The following is a 17268-nucleotide window of genomic DNA, read 5'->3' on the forward strand; positions in this document are numbered from 1 at the left end:
TGAGATGGGACGACGTCGGCCCGGCTGCGTTACTTCGTGGCGGGAGTGCTTGTGGCGGTGCCTTCGGTGATCTCGGCTGCGGGCGGCTCGCTCACATCGACGAAATCATTGCTGTTCTGCGAGTGTACCGCGCCCGGTGCGGACCACTGCCGTCCGGGAACATAGGGCGAAGGCTCGAATCCGGGATGCCTGCGCTTCTGCACGAAGAAGATCACGATGCCGAGGACGACGGCGAGAATCGCGGCCCAGACGTTGGTGCGAAGCCCCAGGTAGATCTCGCTCGGATCGATGCGGATCGACTCCCACACGATGCGTCCGGCGCCGTACCAGATCAGATAGATGGCCAGCGTCCTGCCCCACTGCAACTGGAATCTGCGGCCCGCCCAGATGATGACGGCGGCTCCGATGAGGTTCCAGATGACCTCGTACAGGAAGGTCGGATGGAAGAGGGTGTCCGGCGCGAGCCCCGGGGGGAACGCCGGGTTGTCACTGTCGATCTGGAGCCCCCAGGGGAGGTCCGTGGGGAGGCCGAACAGCTCCTGGTTGAACCAGTTGCCGAAGCGGCCCGCGGCCTGCGCGATGATCAGACCTGGCGCCAAAGCATCGGCGAATGTCCAGAATCGGATGCCCGTCCAGCGGCAGCCGAGCCATGCGCCGATCGCACCGCCGATGAGGGCGCCGAAGATCGCGATGCCGCCCTCCCAGATGTACAGGACAGCCCACGGGTTCGTGCCCGGCCCGAAGTAGAAGCCCGGATGCGTCAGCACGTGGAAGATGCGTGCGCCGATGATGCCGAGGGGTACGGCCAGGAGGGCGATGTCGATGACGACCCAGGGCTCGGCACCGCGCTTGGTGAGCCGGTGGTTGGTGAGGAACACGGCGATGATGATGCCCGCGATGATGCAGAGGGCGTAGAAGTGGATCCGCAGCGGTCCGACGTCGATGTAGCTGACGGACGGGCTGGGGATGCTCGCGAACACGCCCTGGGCGAGCAGGCTCGGTGCGGCAATCGTCATGAATCGTCCTCGGTGCGGTGGGGCCGTGTGAAGGTGGCCGGCGTCGCGCCGGCCTAGGGAAGTCTAGTTCGACACACCCGCGCGGGTTCCCACGGCCAGGGCGCGCGTCGTCGCGGCCAGTTCGTCCAGCCCGCCGTCGCGAAGGGCGCGCACCAGGGCTGTGCCCACGATGGCGCCGTCGGCGTACTCGAGGACGCCGGAGACCTGATCGGCGTTCGAGATGCCGATTCCGACGCACGCGTGCGCCACCCCGCGCTCGCGGAGGCGCGCGACGAGGGTGCGGGCCGCGGCATCCAATTCGGTCCTCTCGCCCGTGATGCCCATCGTCGAGACCGTGTAGACGAAGCCCGTCGAGTTCTTCACCACGAGGTCGAGACGCTCGTCCGTCGAGGTGGGAGCAGCCAGGAACACGCGATCGAGCCCTGTCCGCTCGCTGGCCGCGATCCAGTCGGCCGCGGACTCGGGGGTGATGTCGGGCGTGATCAGTCCGGCGCCCCCCGCGGCGAGGAGGTCGTCGGCGTATCGATCGACGCCGTACTGCATGACCGGGTTCCAGTACGTCATGACGAGCACCGGCACCTGCACACGCGCGGTGATCTCGCGCACGGCGACGAACAGGTCGCGCAGTCGGAAACCCGCCGCGAGCGCGGCCTGGGTCGCCTCTTGGATGACGACCCCGTCCATCACGGGGTCGGAGTACGGCGGGCCGAGCTCGAGGATGTCGGCGCCGTTCTCGGCCAGCGTGACGGCCGCGTCGATGCTGGCCTGCAGATCGGGGAACCCCACCGGGAGGTAGCCGACGAGGACGCCCCGGCCCTCGGCCTTCGCGGCATCGATCGCTGCCGAGACGCGTGAGCTCACAGCTCCACTCCCTCGCCCGAGGCGGCGTCGTCCGCGGGAGGCACGGCGACCGGCGGGCCCTCCTTCAGCGCCTCGGCGTCGTAGAGGTCGAAGTAGCGGGCGGCCGTGTCCATGTCCTTGTCGCCGCGCCCGGACAGGCAGACGGCGATGACGGCGTCGGGACCCAGCTCGCGCCCGATGCGCAGCGCTCCTGCGAGCGCATGCGCGGACTCGATCGCGGGGATGATGCCTTCGGTGCGCGAGAGCAGTCGGAGTGCCTGCATCGCTTCGTCGTCGGTCGCGGGGATGTACTCCGCCCGCCCGATCGCGGAGAGCCAGGAGTGCTCCGGTCCCACACCGGGATAGTCCAGTCCGGCGGAGATGGAGTGCGATTCGACCGTCTGGCCGTCCTCATCCTGGAGGACGAAGGTCTTCGCGCCGTGCAGGATGCCGGGGCGTCCGCGCTCGATGGATGCCGCGTGCTTTTCCGTGTCGACGCCGTCGCCCGCCGCCTCGACGCCGTACAGCTTGACGTCTGCGTCGTCGAGGAAGGCGTCGAACATCCCGATCGCGTTGGAGCCCCCTCCGACACACGCCATCACCACGTCGGGCAGCCGACCGGCCACCTCGAGCAGCTGTGCGCGGGCTTCTTCGCCGATGATCTTCTGGAAGTCGCGCACCATCGCGGGGAACGGGTGCGGACCGGCCGCGGTACCGAAGATGTAGTTGGTCGTCTCGACGCTCGAGACCCAGTCACGATAGGCCTCGTTGATCGCATCCTTCAGAGTGCGCGAACCTGTCGTCACCGGGATGACCTCCGCGCCGAGCAGACGCATGCGAGCGACGTTCAGAGCCTGTCGCTCGGTGTCGACCTCGCCCATGTAGACCTTGCACTCGAGACCGAACAGCGCGGCCGCCGTGGCCGTGGCGACACCGTGCTGGCCCGCGCCGGTTTCGGCGATCACCCGGGTCTTGCCGAGGCGCTTGGTGAGCAGGGCCTGCCCGAGCACGTTGTTGATCTTGTGCGACCCCGTGTGGTTGAGGTCCTCGCGCTTGAGGAAGACCCGTGCGCCCCCGGCGTGCTCGGCGAACCGCGCCACCTCGGTGATCGCCGACGGGCGACCCGCGTAGGTGTGCAGCAGGTGCGCGAGCTCCGCCTGGAACAGGGGGTCGACGATCGCCTCTTCGTAGACCGCCGTCAGCTCGTCGATCGCGGCGATCAGCGACTCGGGCATGTAACGGCCGCCGAATTCCCCGAAGTACGGTCCGGGCGCGTCGCGCAGGCTGGTGATCGTCATGGTGGAGCTCCCTCGATGTCGGCCCTTCGAGTCTATTCCGCCGAGAACGGGGCGGTCCGGCCAGGTGCATGCCGCTCACGCACGGCGTCGCCGGTTCGCGAGGACGTCGTCAGACGTGGTGACCGAGGAAGGAGCGCAGCGTGCGCACCGGGTCACCCGTGACCAGTGCCTCACCGACGAGCACGACGTCGGCACCCGCGGCGCGGTAGTGCGCGACGTCCTCGGGAACGAGCACCGCGGATTCCGCGATCTTGACGACGCCGGCGGGAATCAGGTCTGCGAGCCGGCCGAACAGGTCGCGGTCGAGCTCGAACGTCGACAGGTTGCGCGCATTCACGCCCACGAGCGACGCGCCGAGGTCGTTCGCGCGCGCGATCTCCTCCGCGGAGTGCGTCTCGACGAGCGGTGTCATGCCGAGCTCGAGCACAAGGGCGTGAAGTTCCGCGAGCACGGGCTGCTCCAGCGCCGCCACGATGAGCAGCACGAGGTCCGCGCCCGACGCGCGCGCTTCCAGCACCTGGTACGGCGTCGCGATGAAGTCCTTGCGCAGCACCGGCAGCGACACCGCGCCCTTCACGGCTTCGAGATCGGCGAGGCTGCCCTTGAACCTGCGCCCCTCGGTCAGCACCGAGATGACGGACGCGCCGCCCTGTTCGTACAGCGTCGCCTGCAGGGCGGGGTCGGGAATGGCGGCGAGGTCGCCGCGCGACGGGCTGGCACGCTTGACCTCGGCGATCACCTTCACGCGGTCGGCCGGCGCCAGTGCCGCGAGGGCGTCGCGCGCGGGTTCCCGCGCGAGGGCGAGCTTCTCGACCGCGGCGAGAGGACGATCATGCGCACGCTGCTGCGCATCCTCGACGGCACCGGCCGTGAGGTCGGCCAGCATGCTCAATGCGCTGCGGGGTTCGACTTCGCGCCGCCGACGCCGTAGCCGGCGCGCTTCATCACCCATCCGACGATGAGGCCGATGACGACGATCGCGACAGAGGCCCAGACCAGCCATACCACTTCGAAGAAGAATGCCGCCGTGCCGATCGCCAGACCGACGAGCATGATGACCACAGCCGTCCAGGCAGCCGGAGAGTGTCCGTGACCGAGGTCGCCGTCTGCGTTGCTCATGGTTCTCCTTCGGGATGTTCGTGTAGCGGCCGCGGCGAGGAGCGGCCGTTCCAGTCTAGCGGGGACGGCCCGGCGATCCTGGCGTCGCCTCAGCTTGTCGGATCGTCTCCGCGCGACAGATCGTCCCACGAGTCGATGGCGTCGCGAGGGCGGGATGCCGCGGCATCCGCGTTCTCGACGTCCGTGCGATATCGCCGACCCGTGCCGCGCCAGCGGTGCGCCGTCACCAGCGTGAACACCCCCGCCGCCGCGAGGAGAAGCCACAGGACGAGGGTGATGGCGGGCCAGGGCGTGCTCGAGGTGGAGACCACCAGGCCGGCCACCGCATCCTGCCCGCTGATCCCGGTCGCCTCGGTGACGGTGGCCGCGACGGCGGCGGTCGGCAGCGTGAACGCGACGACCGTGGTCAGCCAGCCCAGCAGCAACGCGATGGCCACGGTGAGCGCACCGAACACGAAGCGCATGACCGTTCCCACGATCGACAGGGCCGCGCCCAGCGCCAGGACGGCGAGGCTCAGCGGTGCGAGCACGGGCACGGCCGCAGCCCCCGCGACGGTCAGATCCTGGACGGCGCCGTCGGAGAGGGTCACCACGAGCCAGGTCTGCGTCGACGAGATCACACCCATCGCGCCGACGAGGACGATCGCGACGACGGACATCATCCGTGCGCGGGCGAGCATCGCCGAACCGGTCATCCGGCGGTACCGACGACCGCGTGCAGATCGCCACCGGCCTCGAAGCACGTTCGCGTCCCGGTGTGACACGCGGCACCCACCTGCTCCACCTCGACGAGGATCGCGTCGCCGTCGCAGTCCAGGTGTGCGCGACGGACGATCTGGATGTGGCCGGACGTGTCGCCCTTGCGCCAGTATTCCTGCCGCGACCGCGACCAGAAGGTGACCCGCCCCGTCGTCAGCGTGCGGCGCAGGGCTTCGGCGTCCATCCAGCCGAGCATCAGCACTTCACGTGTGTCCCACTGCTGGATGACGGCTGCGGCGAGCCCTGTGATGTCGAACGCGACGCGCGCGATGCGCTCGTCGACCGTCTCGTCGCCCATCAGCGCACCTCGATGCCGTCGGACACCATCGCGGACTTGACATCGCCGACGGTGAGCTGACCGGAGTGGAACACGCTGGCCGCGAGGACCGCGTCGGCGCCCGCGTGGATCGCCGGCCCGAAATCCTCCGCCGCGCCGGCGCCACCGGACGCGATCACCGGGACGCTCGCGACCTCGCGCATCAGGGCGACCAGTTCGAGGTCGAACCCCGCTTTGGTCCCGTCGGCGTCGATCGAGTTGACCAGCAGCTCGCCCACGCCGCGCTCCACGGCTTCGCGCGCCCACTCGAGTGCGTCGAGGGTGGTCTCGGTGCGGCCGCCGTGGGTGGTCACCACGAACCCCGAACGAGTGCTCGCCGCGGACCGCTTGACGTCGAGCGACAGGACGAGCACCTGGGCGCCGAACCGGTCGGCGATCTCGTCGATGAGCGCGGGTCGGGCGATCGCGGCGGAGTTCACACCGACCTTGTCCGCGCCCACCCCGAGCAGCCGTGCCACGTCTTCGGCGGAGCGCACTCCCCCGCCGACGGTCAGCGGGATGAACACCTCCTCGGCCGTGCGTCGGACGACATCGTAGGTCGTCGCGCGTTCGTCGACGGTGGCGGTCACGTCGAGGAAGGTGAGTTCGTCTGCGCCCTGCGAGAAGTACATCCGCGCGAGTTCGACGGGGTCGCCCATGTCGCGCAGATTCGCGAAGTTCACGCCCTTCACCACCCGACCGTCGGCGACGTCGAGGCAGGGGATCACGCGGCAGACGAGCGCCATCGCTAGAGCCTCGCGTTGTGAATGGCTGTGACGAGGATCGCGCGCGCGCCGATCGCGTACAGGGCGTCCATCACCTGGTTGACGCCCTTGCGGGGAGTCATGACCCGGACCGCGACCCAGTGCGGATCGCGCAACGGTGAGATCGTGGGCGACTCGATGCCGGGCGCGATCTGCACCGCCTCCTCGACGAGATCCGCCGGGAGGTCGTAGTCCACGAGCACGTATCGACGAGCGACCAGAACGCCGCGGAGGCGCCGCAGCAGGGTGTCCACGCCATCGGCCTTGGTCGGGGATTGGATCAGCACCGCCTCGGACTCCAGCAGCACGGGACCGAAGATCTCGAGCCCTGCCTGACGCAGCGTGGTGCCGGTCGAGACCACGTCGGCGACCGCGTCCGCGACGCCCAGTTGAACGGCCGACTCCACGGCGCCGTCCAGCGGAACGAGATCGACCGCGATGCCGTGCTCGTCGAGGTAGGCGTCCACGAGTCCGGGGTAGGCCGTGGCGACGCGCAAACCCTCCAGATCGCGGAGCTCCTGAAAACGTCCGGGAGGCCCCGCGAAGCGGAACGTCGAGCCGCCGAAGCCGAGCGCATCGATCTCGGTCGCCCCGGGCATCCGCGCGTCCAACAGCAGGTCGCGACCCGTGATCCCGATGTCGAGGGCACCCGACCCCACGTAGGTCGCGATGTCCTTGGGTCGGAGATAGAAGAACTCGACGTCGTTGACCGGGTCTATGGTGTGGAGGTCTTTGGGATCTCGACGACCGATGTAGCCCGCTTCGGCGAGCAGTTCGGCGGCGGTCTCCGCGAGCGAGCCCTTGTTGGGCACGGCGATACGCAGCATGTCGGGGTGGCTTTCGATGCGGTGGCGGATGGGCGGGGCGCGCTCACAGATGTCGGTAGACATCCTCCAGGGTGAGGCCCTTCGCGACCATCATGACCTGGAGGTGGTACAGCAGCTGCGAGATCTCCTCGGCCGCGGCATCCGTCGACTCGTACTCGGCGGCCATCCACACCTCGGCGGCCTCCTCGACGATCTTCTTGCCGATCGCGTGCACGCCCGCATCGAGCTGAGCGACCGTGCCCGAGCCCTCGGGTCGCTCCACCGCGGTGGCGGTGAGCTCAGCGAACAGCCCGTCGAACGTCTTCACCCTTCCAGCGTAGCGAATGCGCGGCGAGGGCCGGCCCAAGCCGTCCGGCAGTCGATCGTCCTAGTGGCGATGACGCGCCGCGCTGGAGCGGAGCATCGTGATCGCCGCGTCGGGCGATTCCGCCCCGAAGACGGCGGAGCCCGCCACGAAGGTGTCGGCACCGGCCTCAGCCGCCTGGGCGATCGTGGACTCGCTGATACCGCCGTCGACCTGCAGCCAGACGGCCGATCCCCGACGTCGTGCTTCGGCCGCGAGCGCCGAGAGCTTCGGCATGGTCTCGGGCATGAACGACTGGCCGCCGAAACCGGGCTCGACGGTCATCACCAGCACCTGATCGAACTCGTCCAGCACCTCGAAGAGGCTCTCGACGGGGGTTCCGGGCTTGACCGCCACGCCGGCGCGCGCGCCGAGGGAGCGCAGCCGACGGGCGAGGGTGATCGGCTCGGCAGAAGCCTCGAGATGGAAGGTGACGGATGCCGCGCCCAGCTCGGCGTACCCGGGAGCCCACCGCTCGGGCTCGTCGATCATGAGGTGCACATCGAGCGGGATCGGGCTCGTCGCCTGGATACGCTCCACCATCTGCGGACCGAAGGTGAGATTGGGCACGAAGTGGTTGTCCATCACGTCGACATGCACGTAGTCGGCGGTGGCGATGCGCGCCAGATCCGCCTCCATGTTGACGAAGTCGGCCGCGAGAACACTCGGGTTGATGCGGATGTCGCGAGACTCGCCGGCGGCGTCGGTGGGGGGCACCCGTCCATTATGGTCGAGCCGTGGACCCCATTCCGCAGATGCTCGAGGGCGTGCTCGACGATGTGCGCCCCGACGATTCGGGCGCCCTCGCCGGGTACATCCCCGAGCTGGCGGCGGCCGACCCGTCTCCGCTGGCCCTGGCGGCGGTGGGTCCTCGAGGGCGCGTCTACACGGCGGGAGACGACCACGTCGAGTTCACGATCCAGTCCATCTCCAAGCCCTTCGTCCTGGCTCTGGCGCTCCGTGAGCTGGGACGCGAGCGCGTGTTCGCCTCGGTCGGCGTAGAACCGAGCGGCGAGCCGTTCAATGCGATCAGTCTCGAGGAGGGGACGGGACGCGCGGCGAACCCCCTCGTGAACGCCGGCGCGATCGCGACCACGTCGCTCATTCCCGGAACGGGCTTCGAGGAGCGCACCGCGCGGATCGTCGACGTGCTCTCGGAATTCGCCGGTCGGTCGCTCTGGGTGGACGAGGCTGTGTACACATCGGAGTCGCGCACGGGCCACCGCAATCGCGCGCTGGCCCATCTGATGCGCTCGTACGGCAGCCTCGGTGGCGACGTCGACGACGCTGTGGAGAGCTACTTCCGCCAATGCGCGGTGCTGGTGACGGTCCGCGACCTCGCGGTGATGGCGGGGACGCTGGCATTCGGCGGAGTGAACCCCACCACAGGTGCGCGGGTCGTCTCGGAGCGCACGGCCCGCGACGTCGTATCGATCATGGCCAGCTGCGGCATGTACGACTTCTCGGGCGAGTGGCTGCTCCGCGTCGGCCTGCCCGCCAAGAGCGGGGTGAGCGGCGGGATTCTCGCGGTGGCCCCGTCGCAATACGGCGTGGGGGTCTTCAGCCCCCGCCTGGACGAACACGGCAACAGCGTGCGTTCATCGTCGGTCCTGCAGCGCCTGTCGGAGGATTTCGGCATGCATCTGCTGGAGCCGCACGAGAGCATCTCGGAGCCGGGCATCGCCGTCGACCGCAGCGGCCGCGCCGCGACGGTCCGGCTCGCCGGCGAGCTCGGTCTGGCCGGCGCGGAGCGTGTGCTCTCGGTGCTGGCGGAGGTGGTCGAAGGCTTGCCGCACGACGGGACCGTGACCCTCGATGCGCGGAGCGTCGCGCGGGCGCACCCGGCTGCCCTGTCGGCCCTGGAGGGCGTGGTGGGCGGCGACCCGACACGTCTCCGCCTCCAGCGCTGACGCCGTCAGCGTCGGCGCAGCAGGGAGATGAACATCGCATCGGTGCCGTGCCGGTGCGGCCACAGCTGTGCGCGCCCGGAGCCGTCGGCGGGCGCGGGCAGGTCGAGCGGAGATGATGCGATGGACTGCAGAACCGCGCGCGCATCCAGCTCCTCGATCTGGTCGCCCCAGTCGCGGCGCACTTCGGCGACCACGCCGGCCGTCTCGGCCAGATGCGGCGAACACGTGACGTACGCCACGATGCCGTCGGGTCGGAGCGCGGAGATGGCCGCGGTCAGCAGGCCGCGCTGCAGTTCGGTGAGGCCGGGGATATCAGCCGGCGTCTTGCGCCACCGTGCTTCGGGTCGCCGTCTCAGGGCTCCGAGTCCGGTGCACGGCGCATCGACGAGGATGCGGTCGTAGGCACCCGGGGCGGCCTCGGCGCGTGCGCGACCGTCTTCCTCGGACACCGGGATGTCCATCGGCACGGACGCGATCGCGCGGCGCACGAGTCCGGCGCGCGCCGGAGAGATCTCGTTGGCCTCGAGGTGCGCGCCGAGCCGCAGCGCCTCCGCCCCGAGCATCGCGGCCTTGCCACCCGGACCCGCACACAGATCCAGCCACCGCTCGCCCGGGCGCACCTCACGTGCTTCCGAGAGCGCGAGCGCCGCCAGCTGCGATCCTTCGTCCTGAACACGGATCCGTCCGTCCGACGCGGTGACGATCGCCTCGGGGTCGCCTCCCCCGAGGAGGAATCCGAAGGGCGAGTACGGCGTGGGGCGGGCGTCCGCCGGGATCGCCGCCAATCCGGGCAGGGCTGTCATCGTCACGCGCGGCGATGCGTTGTCGGCGGCGAGCAGGTCTTCGAGTTCGTCGGCGCGTCCTTCGGCCGCGAGGGCGCGGCGGAACGCGCGGACCACCCACACCGGGTGCGAGAACACGAGTCCCAGGCGCTCGTCATCCGATCGTGCCGACTGCTCGACGCGGGTCATCCACTCCCCCGGCGTGTCGCGCGACACCCGCCGCAGCACGGCGTTCGTGAACCCCGCCGCTCCCCTGCTGCCGTCCTGCCGGGCGAGTTCGACCGACTCGTTGACCGCCGCGTGCGAGGCGACGCGCGTGGAGAGCAGCTGGTGCACACCCAGTCGCAGGGCATCGAGGACCACCGGATCGATGTCGGCGGCCTCGCGGTTCGCGGCGATCGCGATCACGGCGTCGTACGTGCCCTCGCGGCGCAGGGTGCCGTACGTGAGCTCGGTCGCGAGCGCGGCGTCGGCCGTGTCGAGACCTGCGCGACCGATCGCCTTCGGGAGGAGCAGGTTCGCGTAGGCGTCGGACTCGTGCACCGCGCGCAGAGTGTCGTACGCGACGCGCCGTGCCGGCTGCACCGCACTCATGAACCCACCACCGCGGCACCACGCAGGCCGCGTCGCCAGTCCGCGGCCCCCATCGCGCCCTTGCCCGCCGGTTGGACCACGTCGACCACGACCGGTCGCGTCCCCGTGCCGATGAGGACGGATGCTCCGCGGACACGCACCTCGCCCGGCGTGAGGGGCTCGTCCTCCGCGCCCTCCTCGGGAGCGGCATCCGTCGCCGCCGCCCGCGCCGCGAGGATCTTCACCCGCGCGCCGTCGACGGTCGTGTGCGCGCCGGGCTCGGGGGTGGCGCCGTGGATGCGGGCGAGGACGCGCTCCGACGGGTCGTCCCATGCCACGAGTCCGTCCTCTGCGCTCAGCTTGGGGGCGTACGTCGGCTCGCCGGTCTGCGGCACGGCGGTGGCCGTGCCCGCGGCGATCCCGTCGACGACGCGCAGCAGCAGCTTCGCCCCCTGCGCCGAAAGGGCCTCGAGGACGTCGCCGCTGGTGGAATCGGGAGGGATGTCGTAGACCTCCTCGGCGAAGACATCACCGGCGTCGAGCTCGGCGACGAGCTGGAACACGCTTGCCCCGGTGCGGCGGTCGCCCGCGAGGAGCGCACGCTGTACCGGCGCCGCGCCGCGCCACCGGGGCAGCAGCGAGAAGTGCAGATTGATCCACCCGTGCGTCGGAGCGCTCAACAGCGGTTCGCGCACCAGCCCGCCGTAGGCGACGATGACCCCCAGATCGGGGGTGAGCTCCGCCAGCGAGGCGGTGGCTGCGGCATCCAGCCGATCGGTCTTGACGACGGGCAGCGACAGATCGGCGGCATCCCGGGCGACCGCGGACGGTGTCAGAACACGCTTGCGTCCGATCGGTGCATCGCGCCGGGTGACGACGGCCACGAGGTCGTGAGCGGATGCCGCGAGCGTACGGAGCGACGGGACGGCGGCATCGGGCGTGCCGGCGAAGACGAGGCGCATGGGGTATTTCCTCACAGATCGAGGTCGGGGACGTCGACCCGCACCCTCAGTGTATTCCGGGGGCCCGCCGGGCGACCTTTCGCCGCCTTGCGGGTGCGCAGCGCGGCGGCGACCACCGATGCGCGGAGGGAGTCGGCCACCACCCGGCCGTGGGCGTAGTCGAAGCGCACGTACGCACGCGCGAGCGGCTCGATGCTCGGCGTGGACGGCGCGCGTCCGGCCGCCGCGCCGCTGCCGAGAGGCGCGGTCACCGCGACCGGCCCGAGGACGGCGTCCGCATCGAGCCCGGGCACCGCGGCGCGCAGCTCGTCGATCGCGGCCGCCACCGCGGCGGGCACGCCCTCGATCGCCGCCACGCGGACCGTCGGCGGCATCCGCAGCGGAGCCCGCTCGCCGAGCTCGCTCCGCGCATACGCGGACTGGGTCCACGTGGCGAGCGCCCGTGCCACCGTTCCCGCGACACCGACCAGATGCACCGGCGCGCCGGGTGCCGCCAGGGCCGCGGCGTTCGACCACCACCGCAGCGCGGACTCGCCGATGCGCAGATCATCGGCCATCAGCATCCGGTCCCCGTCCAGCAGGATGACCGAGCGGTAGCCGTCGAGAGCATGTGGTTCCGCTCCCCGCGTGGCGATCACGATGGCGGGACGGGCGTCGACCTGGGTGACGGGGTGCTCGCCGTCGGCCACGACGATCCGCACACCGGGAAACGCACGGCCGAGCTCGTCGGCCGTGCGCTCGCTCCCCGCGGACGCCATGCGCACCCGCGTCGACGCGCAGTGCGGGCACGTCCACGAGTGCGCGGCGCGCCCGCACCACCCGCACTCGGGCACGGCACCGGGCCGTCGCGCGCGGAGCGGGCCCGCGCAGTGCAGACAACGCGCAGGTCGGCGGCACTCCGCGCAGACCAGGACAGGGGCGTACCCGGGTCGGGCGACCTGGACCAGGACCGGGCCGGTGGCGAGCGCCTGCCGGGCCGACGCGAACGCTGCAGAGGGAACACGCGCGGAGCGCGATTCTCCCTCGCGCGTGGCGCTGAGCACGACGCGCGGCGACTCGCGCTTCGGCGAGCGGATCTCGCGGACCCAGCCGATGCCGACGAGCCGCTCGACGTCGGTCGTGCGCGTGTGTCCTGCGAACACGAGCGCGCAGGCGTCGAGCTCCTGACGGATGAGCGCGGCGTCTCGTGCGTGCACTCCCGGACTGAGCGGCTCGGAGAGCAGGGGGTCTCCGTCGTCCCACATTGTGATCGCGCCGAGTTGGTGCACCGGGGCGTAGACCGCCGATCGATTGCCGACGACGATGCACGGCACCGGGCTCAGGGTGCGCAGGAATGACGCATAGCGCTCCGGTCCGCTCTGCCGGGCATCGACGCGGACGAGCGCGTCGCCCAGACCGTGAGCGGTGAGGACGGCTTCGACCTGGCTCTGATCGCGATGATCGGGCATAACCACGATGGCGCTCCTGCCATCCGCGAGCGTGTGCGTCGCGATCGCGGCGAGCAGCTCGGCCCAGGCGCCCACTTCCGTCTCGGCATCGAGTCGCAACGGGCGCGGCGGAGCGTCCACCGCGATCCGCTCGCCGTCGCGCACCGCGGCGTCGAGCCCCGGGAAGCCGCCGAGCGCCGCCGTCGCCCACGCGACCGCCTCGGGGGTCACCTCCGGACCCGGCGGGGTGTCGGACGCCGCCCACGCCTTCTCGGCCCGCACCATTCGTTTCGGGATGGCGAGCCGCAGGATGTCGCCGGCCGAGCCCGCGGCCCGGTCGGCGGCGCGGCGGGCCAGCGCATAGAGCCGCGCGGGCAGCACCCGCACGGGCGAGACCACGGACTCGAGCTCGGACAGCGGGCGAGGCGTCGGAACCTCGTCCCCCACCTCCACGATGAAGCCGTCGACCATTCGCCCCGCGGAGCGGAGCGGCACCCTCACCCGCACACCGGGAACGGCGTCGGAGACGAGCGCCGGCGGGATGGCGTAGTCGAACAGGCGGTCGAGCTGCGGAAGCGGCGAATCGATCAGAACGCGCGCGACGCGCCCCGTACTCACGACGGTGTCCGGATCAGAGACCCGCGGCCGCGCGCAGCTCGTGAACGCGATCGACGCGCTCCCACGTGAAATCGGGGAGTTCGCGGCCGAAGTGCCCGTATGCCGCCGTCTGCGCGTAGATCGGGCGCAGCAGATCAAGGCTGTCGATGATCGCCCTCGGGCGCAGGTCGAAGACGTCGCGGATGGCACGCGTGATGACGGCGTCCGAGACGTGTCCGGTGCCGAAGGACTCGACGTAGAGGCCGACGGGCGATGCCTTCCCGATCGCATACGCGACCTGCACCTCGAGACGGTCGGCAAGACCTGCCGCCACGGCGTTCTTCGCGACCCAGCGCATGGCGTACGCACCGGAGCGGTCCACCTTCGAGGGATCCTTCCCGCTGAAGGCTCCCCCGCCGTGGCGCGACGCCCCGCCGTAGGTGTCGATGATGATCTTGCGGCCGGTCAGCCCCGCGTCGCCCTTGGGTCCGCCGGTGACGAACGGACCGGCGGGATTGATGAAGAACTCGGTGTGCGACAGATCGAGCCCGGTGCGTTCGAGGACCGGCATGATGACGTCCGCCTTGACCGCTGCACGCAACGCCGTCTGCGAGATGTCGGGGTTGTGCTGTGTCGACAGGACGATCGCCTCGACCGTGCGTGGCACGGATCCCTCGTACCCGAGGGTGACCTGCGTCTTGCCGTCTGGGCGGAGGAATGGCAGGCCGCCGTCGCGCCGGGCCGCCGTGAGCCGCTCCGCCAGACGATGCGCCGTCCAGATCGCCATCGGCATGAGCTCTGTCGTCTCGTCGGTCGCGTAGCCGAACATGATTCCCTGATCACCGGCGCCGAGTTCGTCGATCGGGTCGATCGAGCCCGACTCACGCCGCTCCAGCCCCTGGTCGACGCCGTGCGCGATGTCCGTGGACTGCTCGCCGATCGAGATGCTCACCCCGCAGGAGTCGCCGTCGAAGCCGGTGTCGCTCGAGGTGTAGCCGATGCGGTTGACGACGCGGCGCACGATCGAGGGGATGTCGACGTACGCGTCGGTGCGCACTTCGCCCGCGACGTGGACCAGACCGGTCGTCACGAGCGTCTCCACCGCGACCCTCGAGTCGGGGTCGGCGGCGATCAGCGCATCGAGGATGCTGTCGGAGATCTGGTCGCAGATCTTGTCGGGGTGGCCCTCTGTCACGGACTCGGAGGTGAACAGACGCAGCTCGGTCATCGGTGCTCCAGGGTAAGCGGGTGCAGAAAAGTATCGCGGCGGCATCCGACATCGGACACCGCCGCGATCACCACGATCATCTCAGCGCGCGGATCGCTCCGCTCGCGGATGACCTGGCGTGACGTGTTACTCGGCGCGACGCAGGCGCAGCTTGTCTTCGTGGATCTCGTGCAGGGAGATCGTGAGCGGCTTGTCCTCGACCGTGGAGTCGACGAGGGGCCCCACGTTGTCGAAGAGGTTGCCCTCGTGCAGGTCGGAGTAGTAGTCGTTGATCTGACGCGCACGCTTGGATGCGAAGATCACGAGCTGGTACTTGGAGTCGACCTTCTCCAGCAGTGCGTCGATGGGGGGATCAATGATTCCCTGATTCGTTCCGGCCATGGCGAAACCTCCTGGTTGGGATGACTGGTGGGCGCCGCACTCCCGATCGGGGCGGCACGATATACCCATTCTACCTCGCGCCGTCCCCTCCCGCCGCGAACCGCCTCACGATGCCCTCGGAGCACCGCCCCGGTGGTCGGCATCACGCCCGAAACATCGCGCCGGTAGCATCGGCGGCGATCGACCGTTTCCCTCCCGACAGGAGTATCGTGCCCGAGTTCGTCCCCCCGCCGAGCGCGGAGCTGCACCTCCACATCGAAGGCACCATCGAGCCCGAGCACATCATCGAGATGTCGCGGCGCAACGGGGTTCCGATTCCCTCGATGGACGTGGACGAGCTTCGCGCGCGCTACGCGTTCTCCGATCTGCAGTCCTTCCTCGACCTGCACTACTCGAATCTGACCGTGCTGCGGACCGAACGCGACTTCTTCGAGCTCGCGACCGGATACCTCGATCGCGCGGCCCGGGCGAACGTACGGCGCGCCGAGATCTTCTTCGATCCGCAGACCCATATCGGCAACGGGACGCCGCTGTCGGTGGTGATGTCCGGTCTCACCCGTGCTCTGGGTGACAGTGAGCGCACCCACGGCATCTCGAGTGCGCTGATCATGTGCTTCCTGCGGGACCTCGGTGCGCAGGCCGCCGACGAGATGCTGACCGCGATCCTGCCGTACCGCGAGCACATCATCGGAGTGGGATTGGACTCCACCGAGATCGGCTACGGCCCGGAGCTGTTCGTGGACGTCTACGCCCGCGCCGCGGCGGAAGGTCTCCGGCTCGTCGCTCACGCCGGTGAGGAGGGTGGCCCCGAGACCGTCGCCGCGACGATCGAGCTCCTTCACGTCGAGCGCATCGATCACGGCATCCGCGCCATGGAGGACACGCGCGTGGTCGAGCTGCTGCGATCGCGACGCATCCCGGTGACGGTGTGCCCCCTGTCGAACGTGGCCCTCCGCGCGGTGCCCTCGCTCGCCGAGCATCCGCTCCCCCGCATGCTCGCCGAGGGACTGATGGTGACCGTTTCGAGCGACGACCCTCCGTACTTCGGCGGCTACGTGGACGCCAACTACCGGGCGCTCGTAAACGAGCTCGGCATGACCGCGGGCGATCTCGAGCAACTCGCGATGAACTCGTTCGACGCTGCTTTCATCACCGACGCGCAGCGGGTGCACTGGCAGGACGAGGTGCGCGCGCACTTCGCGTGATCACCGCACCAGCGAGACGACCTCGTTCGCGGCAGCCGCGACATCGTCGTTCACCACGCGATAGTCGAATTCGTTCTGCGCGGCGAGCTCGACCCGGGCGGTGCGCAGCCGGCGCGACCGTTCCTCGGCCTCCTCGGTCCCCCGGCCGACCAGCCGGTGGACGAGTTCGTCCCAGCTCGGCGGAAGCAGGAACACGAGACTCGCAGACGGCTCGGCCGCCCGCACCTGACGGGCGCCCTGCAGGTCGATCTCGAGCAGAACGGTCCGGCCCTCGTCGAGGGCGGCCGAGATCGGCGCGCGAGGCGTGCCGTAGCGGAACCTGTTGTGGACCGTCGCGTATTCGAGCATCTCGTCCTCGGCGATCATGCGGTCGAACTCGTCGTCGTCCACGAAGAAGTAGTGCTCGCCCTCGACCTCGCCGGGCCGTGGCGCGCGCGTCGTGGCCGACACCGACAGCAGGATCTCGGGGTGGTGGTCCTTGATGTACGCCGCGACGGTTCCCTTGCCGACCGCCGTGGGCCCGGCGAGGACCACGAGGTTGCTGCGCGCGTCGCGCGGGCCCCCCTCGGGCCAGCGCTCGTCGAGGAAGGTCAGCAGCGCGGTGCGCTGACGCACCCCCAACCCGCCGAGGCGCTTCACCGGCGAGATGCCGAGGTCCGCCAGGATGCGGTCGCGCTTGCCCTCGCCGATGGCCGGGATGCTGGTGAGGAACTCGGGGACGCGCATCGCGCCCGCCGGAGCCTCCGGGTGCGCGAGTGCACGACGCAGCAGCTCCTGCGGGGTGATCACCCGCGTTGTCACATCGCGCTTCAGGGCCGCGCGTTCACGACGAGCCGCAACGGCGCGGCGGGATGCTGCGGCGCGGTCCACCTCCGGTGGCCGCATGAGCGGACCGGGCGCGCGGCGCGGGGCCGCGTCGGA

Annotated in this window: 19 protein-coding genes; 2 read left to right on the forward strand and 17 right to left on the reverse strand. The window is 70.3% G+C overall.

Annotated elements, in window-relative coordinates; all coding sequences use genetic code 11:
• Positions 1–29: 29 nt before the first annotated feature.
• From lgt to rpe, 11 genes are all read right to left on the reverse strand, one after another.
• Positions 30–1016, reverse strand: coding sequence for a prolipoprotein diacylglyceryl transferase (gene lgt / locus ACFM35_RS05530; RefSeq protein WP_378839394.1), 987 nt, complete (start codon positions 1014–1016; stop codon positions 30–32).
• Between the two features lie 63 nt (positions 1017–1079).
• The gene (trpA, locus tag ACFM35_RS05535) at positions 1080–1877 is read right to left on the reverse strand and encodes a tryptophan synthase subunit alpha (RefSeq protein ID WP_378839396.1); all 798 of its coding nucleotides are present in this window, start codon (positions 1875–1877) and stop codon (positions 1080–1082) included.
• Positions 1874–3154: a tryptophan synthase subunit beta gene (trpB, locus tag ACFM35_RS05540; RefSeq protein WP_378839399.1), complete on the reverse strand. Its 1281-nt coding sequence runs from the start codon at positions 3152–3154 to the stop codon at positions 1874–1876. Before trpB ends, trpA begins: the two co-directional genes overlap by 4 nt.
• A 109-nt stretch (positions 3155–3263) precedes the next feature.
• Positions 3264–4040: an indole-3-glycerol phosphate synthase TrpC gene (trpC, locus tag ACFM35_RS05545; protein WP_378839402.1), complete on the reverse strand. Its 777-nt coding sequence runs from the start codon at positions 4038–4040 to the stop codon at positions 3264–3266.
• A gap of 2 nt (positions 4041–4042) precedes the next feature.
• On the reverse strand, positions 4043–4273 hold the full coding sequence (locus ACFM35_RS05550) for a DUF6704 family protein (protein ID WP_378839404.1): 231 nt from the start codon (positions 4271–4273) through the stop codon (positions 4043–4045).
• An 89-nt stretch (positions 4274–4362) separates the two neighbouring features.
• The gene (locus tag ACFM35_RS05555; RefSeq protein ID WP_378839407.1) at positions 4363–4968 is read right to left on the reverse strand and encodes a Trp biosynthesis-associated membrane protein; all 606 of its coding nucleotides are present in this window, start codon (positions 4966–4968) and stop codon (positions 4363–4365) included.
• Positions 4965–5330: a phosphoribosyl-AMP cyclohydrolase gene (gene hisI, locus ACFM35_RS05560; protein WP_378839409.1), complete on the reverse strand. Its 366-nt coding sequence runs from the start codon at positions 5328–5330 to the stop codon at positions 4965–4967. The genes ACFM35_RS05555 and hisI overlap by 4 nt, the downstream gene beginning before the upstream one ends.
• Positions 5330–6094, reverse strand: a complete 765-nt coding sequence (gene hisF, locus ACFM35_RS05565) for an imidazole glycerol phosphate synthase subunit HisF (protein WP_378839411.1) — start codon at positions 6092–6094, stop codon at positions 5330–5332. The genes hisI and hisF overlap by 1 nt, the downstream gene beginning before the upstream one ends.
• Positions 6095–6096: 2 nt before the next feature.
• Positions 6097–6939, reverse strand: coding sequence for an ATP phosphoribosyltransferase (hisG, locus tag ACFM35_RS05570; RefSeq protein ID WP_378839502.1), 843 nt, complete (start codon positions 6937–6939; stop codon positions 6097–6099).
• Positions 6940–6982: 43 nt separating this feature from the next.
• Complete coding sequence (locus tag ACFM35_RS05575) at positions 6983–7246, reverse strand: phosphoribosyl-ATP diphosphatase (protein ID WP_378839413.1); 264 nt, start codon at positions 7244–7246, stop codon at positions 6983–6985.
• Between the two features lie 60 nt (positions 7247–7306).
• Positions 7307–7999: a ribulose-phosphate 3-epimerase gene (gene rpe / locus ACFM35_RS05580; protein ID WP_378839415.1), complete on the reverse strand. Its 693-nt coding sequence runs from the start codon at positions 7997–7999 to the stop codon at positions 7307–7309.
• A gap of 20 nt (positions 8000–8019) precedes the next feature.
• Between rpe and glsA the strand changes: the two genes are divergently transcribed.
• Positions 8020–9192 carry a glutaminase A gene (gene glsA, locus ACFM35_RS05585; RefSeq protein ID WP_378839418.1) on the forward strand — a complete coding sequence of 391 codons (1173 nt, stop codon included), beginning with the start codon at positions 8020–8022 and terminating at the stop codon, positions 9190–9192.
• A 5-nt stretch (positions 9193–9197) separates the two neighbouring features.
• On the opposite strand, the gene ACFM35_RS05590 is transcribed toward glsA, so the two are convergent.
• The 5 genes from ACFM35_RS05590 to rpoZ form a co-directional block, all read right to left on the reverse strand.
• A complete protein-coding gene (locus ACFM35_RS05590; RefSeq protein ID WP_378839420.1) occupies positions 9198–10568 on the reverse strand; it encodes an RsmB/NOP family class I SAM-dependent RNA methyltransferase in 1371 nt (456 codons plus the stop codon).
• Positions 10565–11509 (reverse strand): methionyl-tRNA formyltransferase, encoded by a 945-nt coding sequence (gene fmt / locus ACFM35_RS05595; RefSeq protein WP_378839422.1) that lies wholly within the window; start codon positions 11507–11509, stop codon positions 10565–10567. Before fmt ends, ACFM35_RS05590 begins: the two co-directional genes overlap by 4 nt.
• A gap of 11 nt (positions 11510–11520) precedes the next feature.
• On the reverse strand, positions 11521–13554 hold the full coding sequence (locus ACFM35_RS05600) for a primosomal protein N' family DNA-binding protein (RefSeq protein ID WP_378839424.1): 2034 nt from the start codon (positions 13552–13554) through the stop codon (positions 11521–11523).
• A 13-nt stretch (positions 13555–13567) separates the two neighbouring features.
• Positions 13568–14761 (reverse strand): methionine adenosyltransferase, encoded by a 1194-nt coding sequence (metK, locus tag ACFM35_RS05605; protein WP_378839426.1) that lies wholly within the window; start codon positions 14759–14761, stop codon positions 13568–13570.
• A gap of 126 nt (positions 14762–14887) precedes the next feature.
• Entirely contained in the window at positions 14888–15142 is a 255-nt protein-coding gene (gene rpoZ, locus ACFM35_RS05610; protein WP_378839429.1) for a DNA-directed RNA polymerase subunit omega, read from the reverse strand.
• Between the two features lie 209 nt (positions 15143–15351).
• On the opposite strand from rpoZ, the gene ACFM35_RS05615 reads away from it, so the two are divergent.
• Complete coding sequence (locus ACFM35_RS05615) at positions 15352–16347, forward strand: adenosine deaminase (RefSeq protein ID WP_378839431.1); 996 nt, start codon at positions 15352–15354, stop codon at positions 16345–16347.
• Here ACFM35_RS05615 and gmk read toward each other — a convergent pair whose 3' ends face one another.
• Positions 16348–17232 (reverse strand): guanylate kinase, encoded by an 885-nt coding sequence (gmk, locus tag ACFM35_RS05620; RefSeq protein ID WP_378839505.1) that lies wholly within the window; start codon positions 17230–17232, stop codon positions 16348–16350. It lies immediately after the preceding gene.
• Positions 17233–17268: the final 36 nt, after the last annotated feature.

This window comes from Microbacterium songi (assembly GCF_042747925.1).
Classification (GTDB): domain Bacteria; phylum Actinomycetota; class Actinomycetes; order Actinomycetales; family Microbacteriaceae; genus Microbacterium.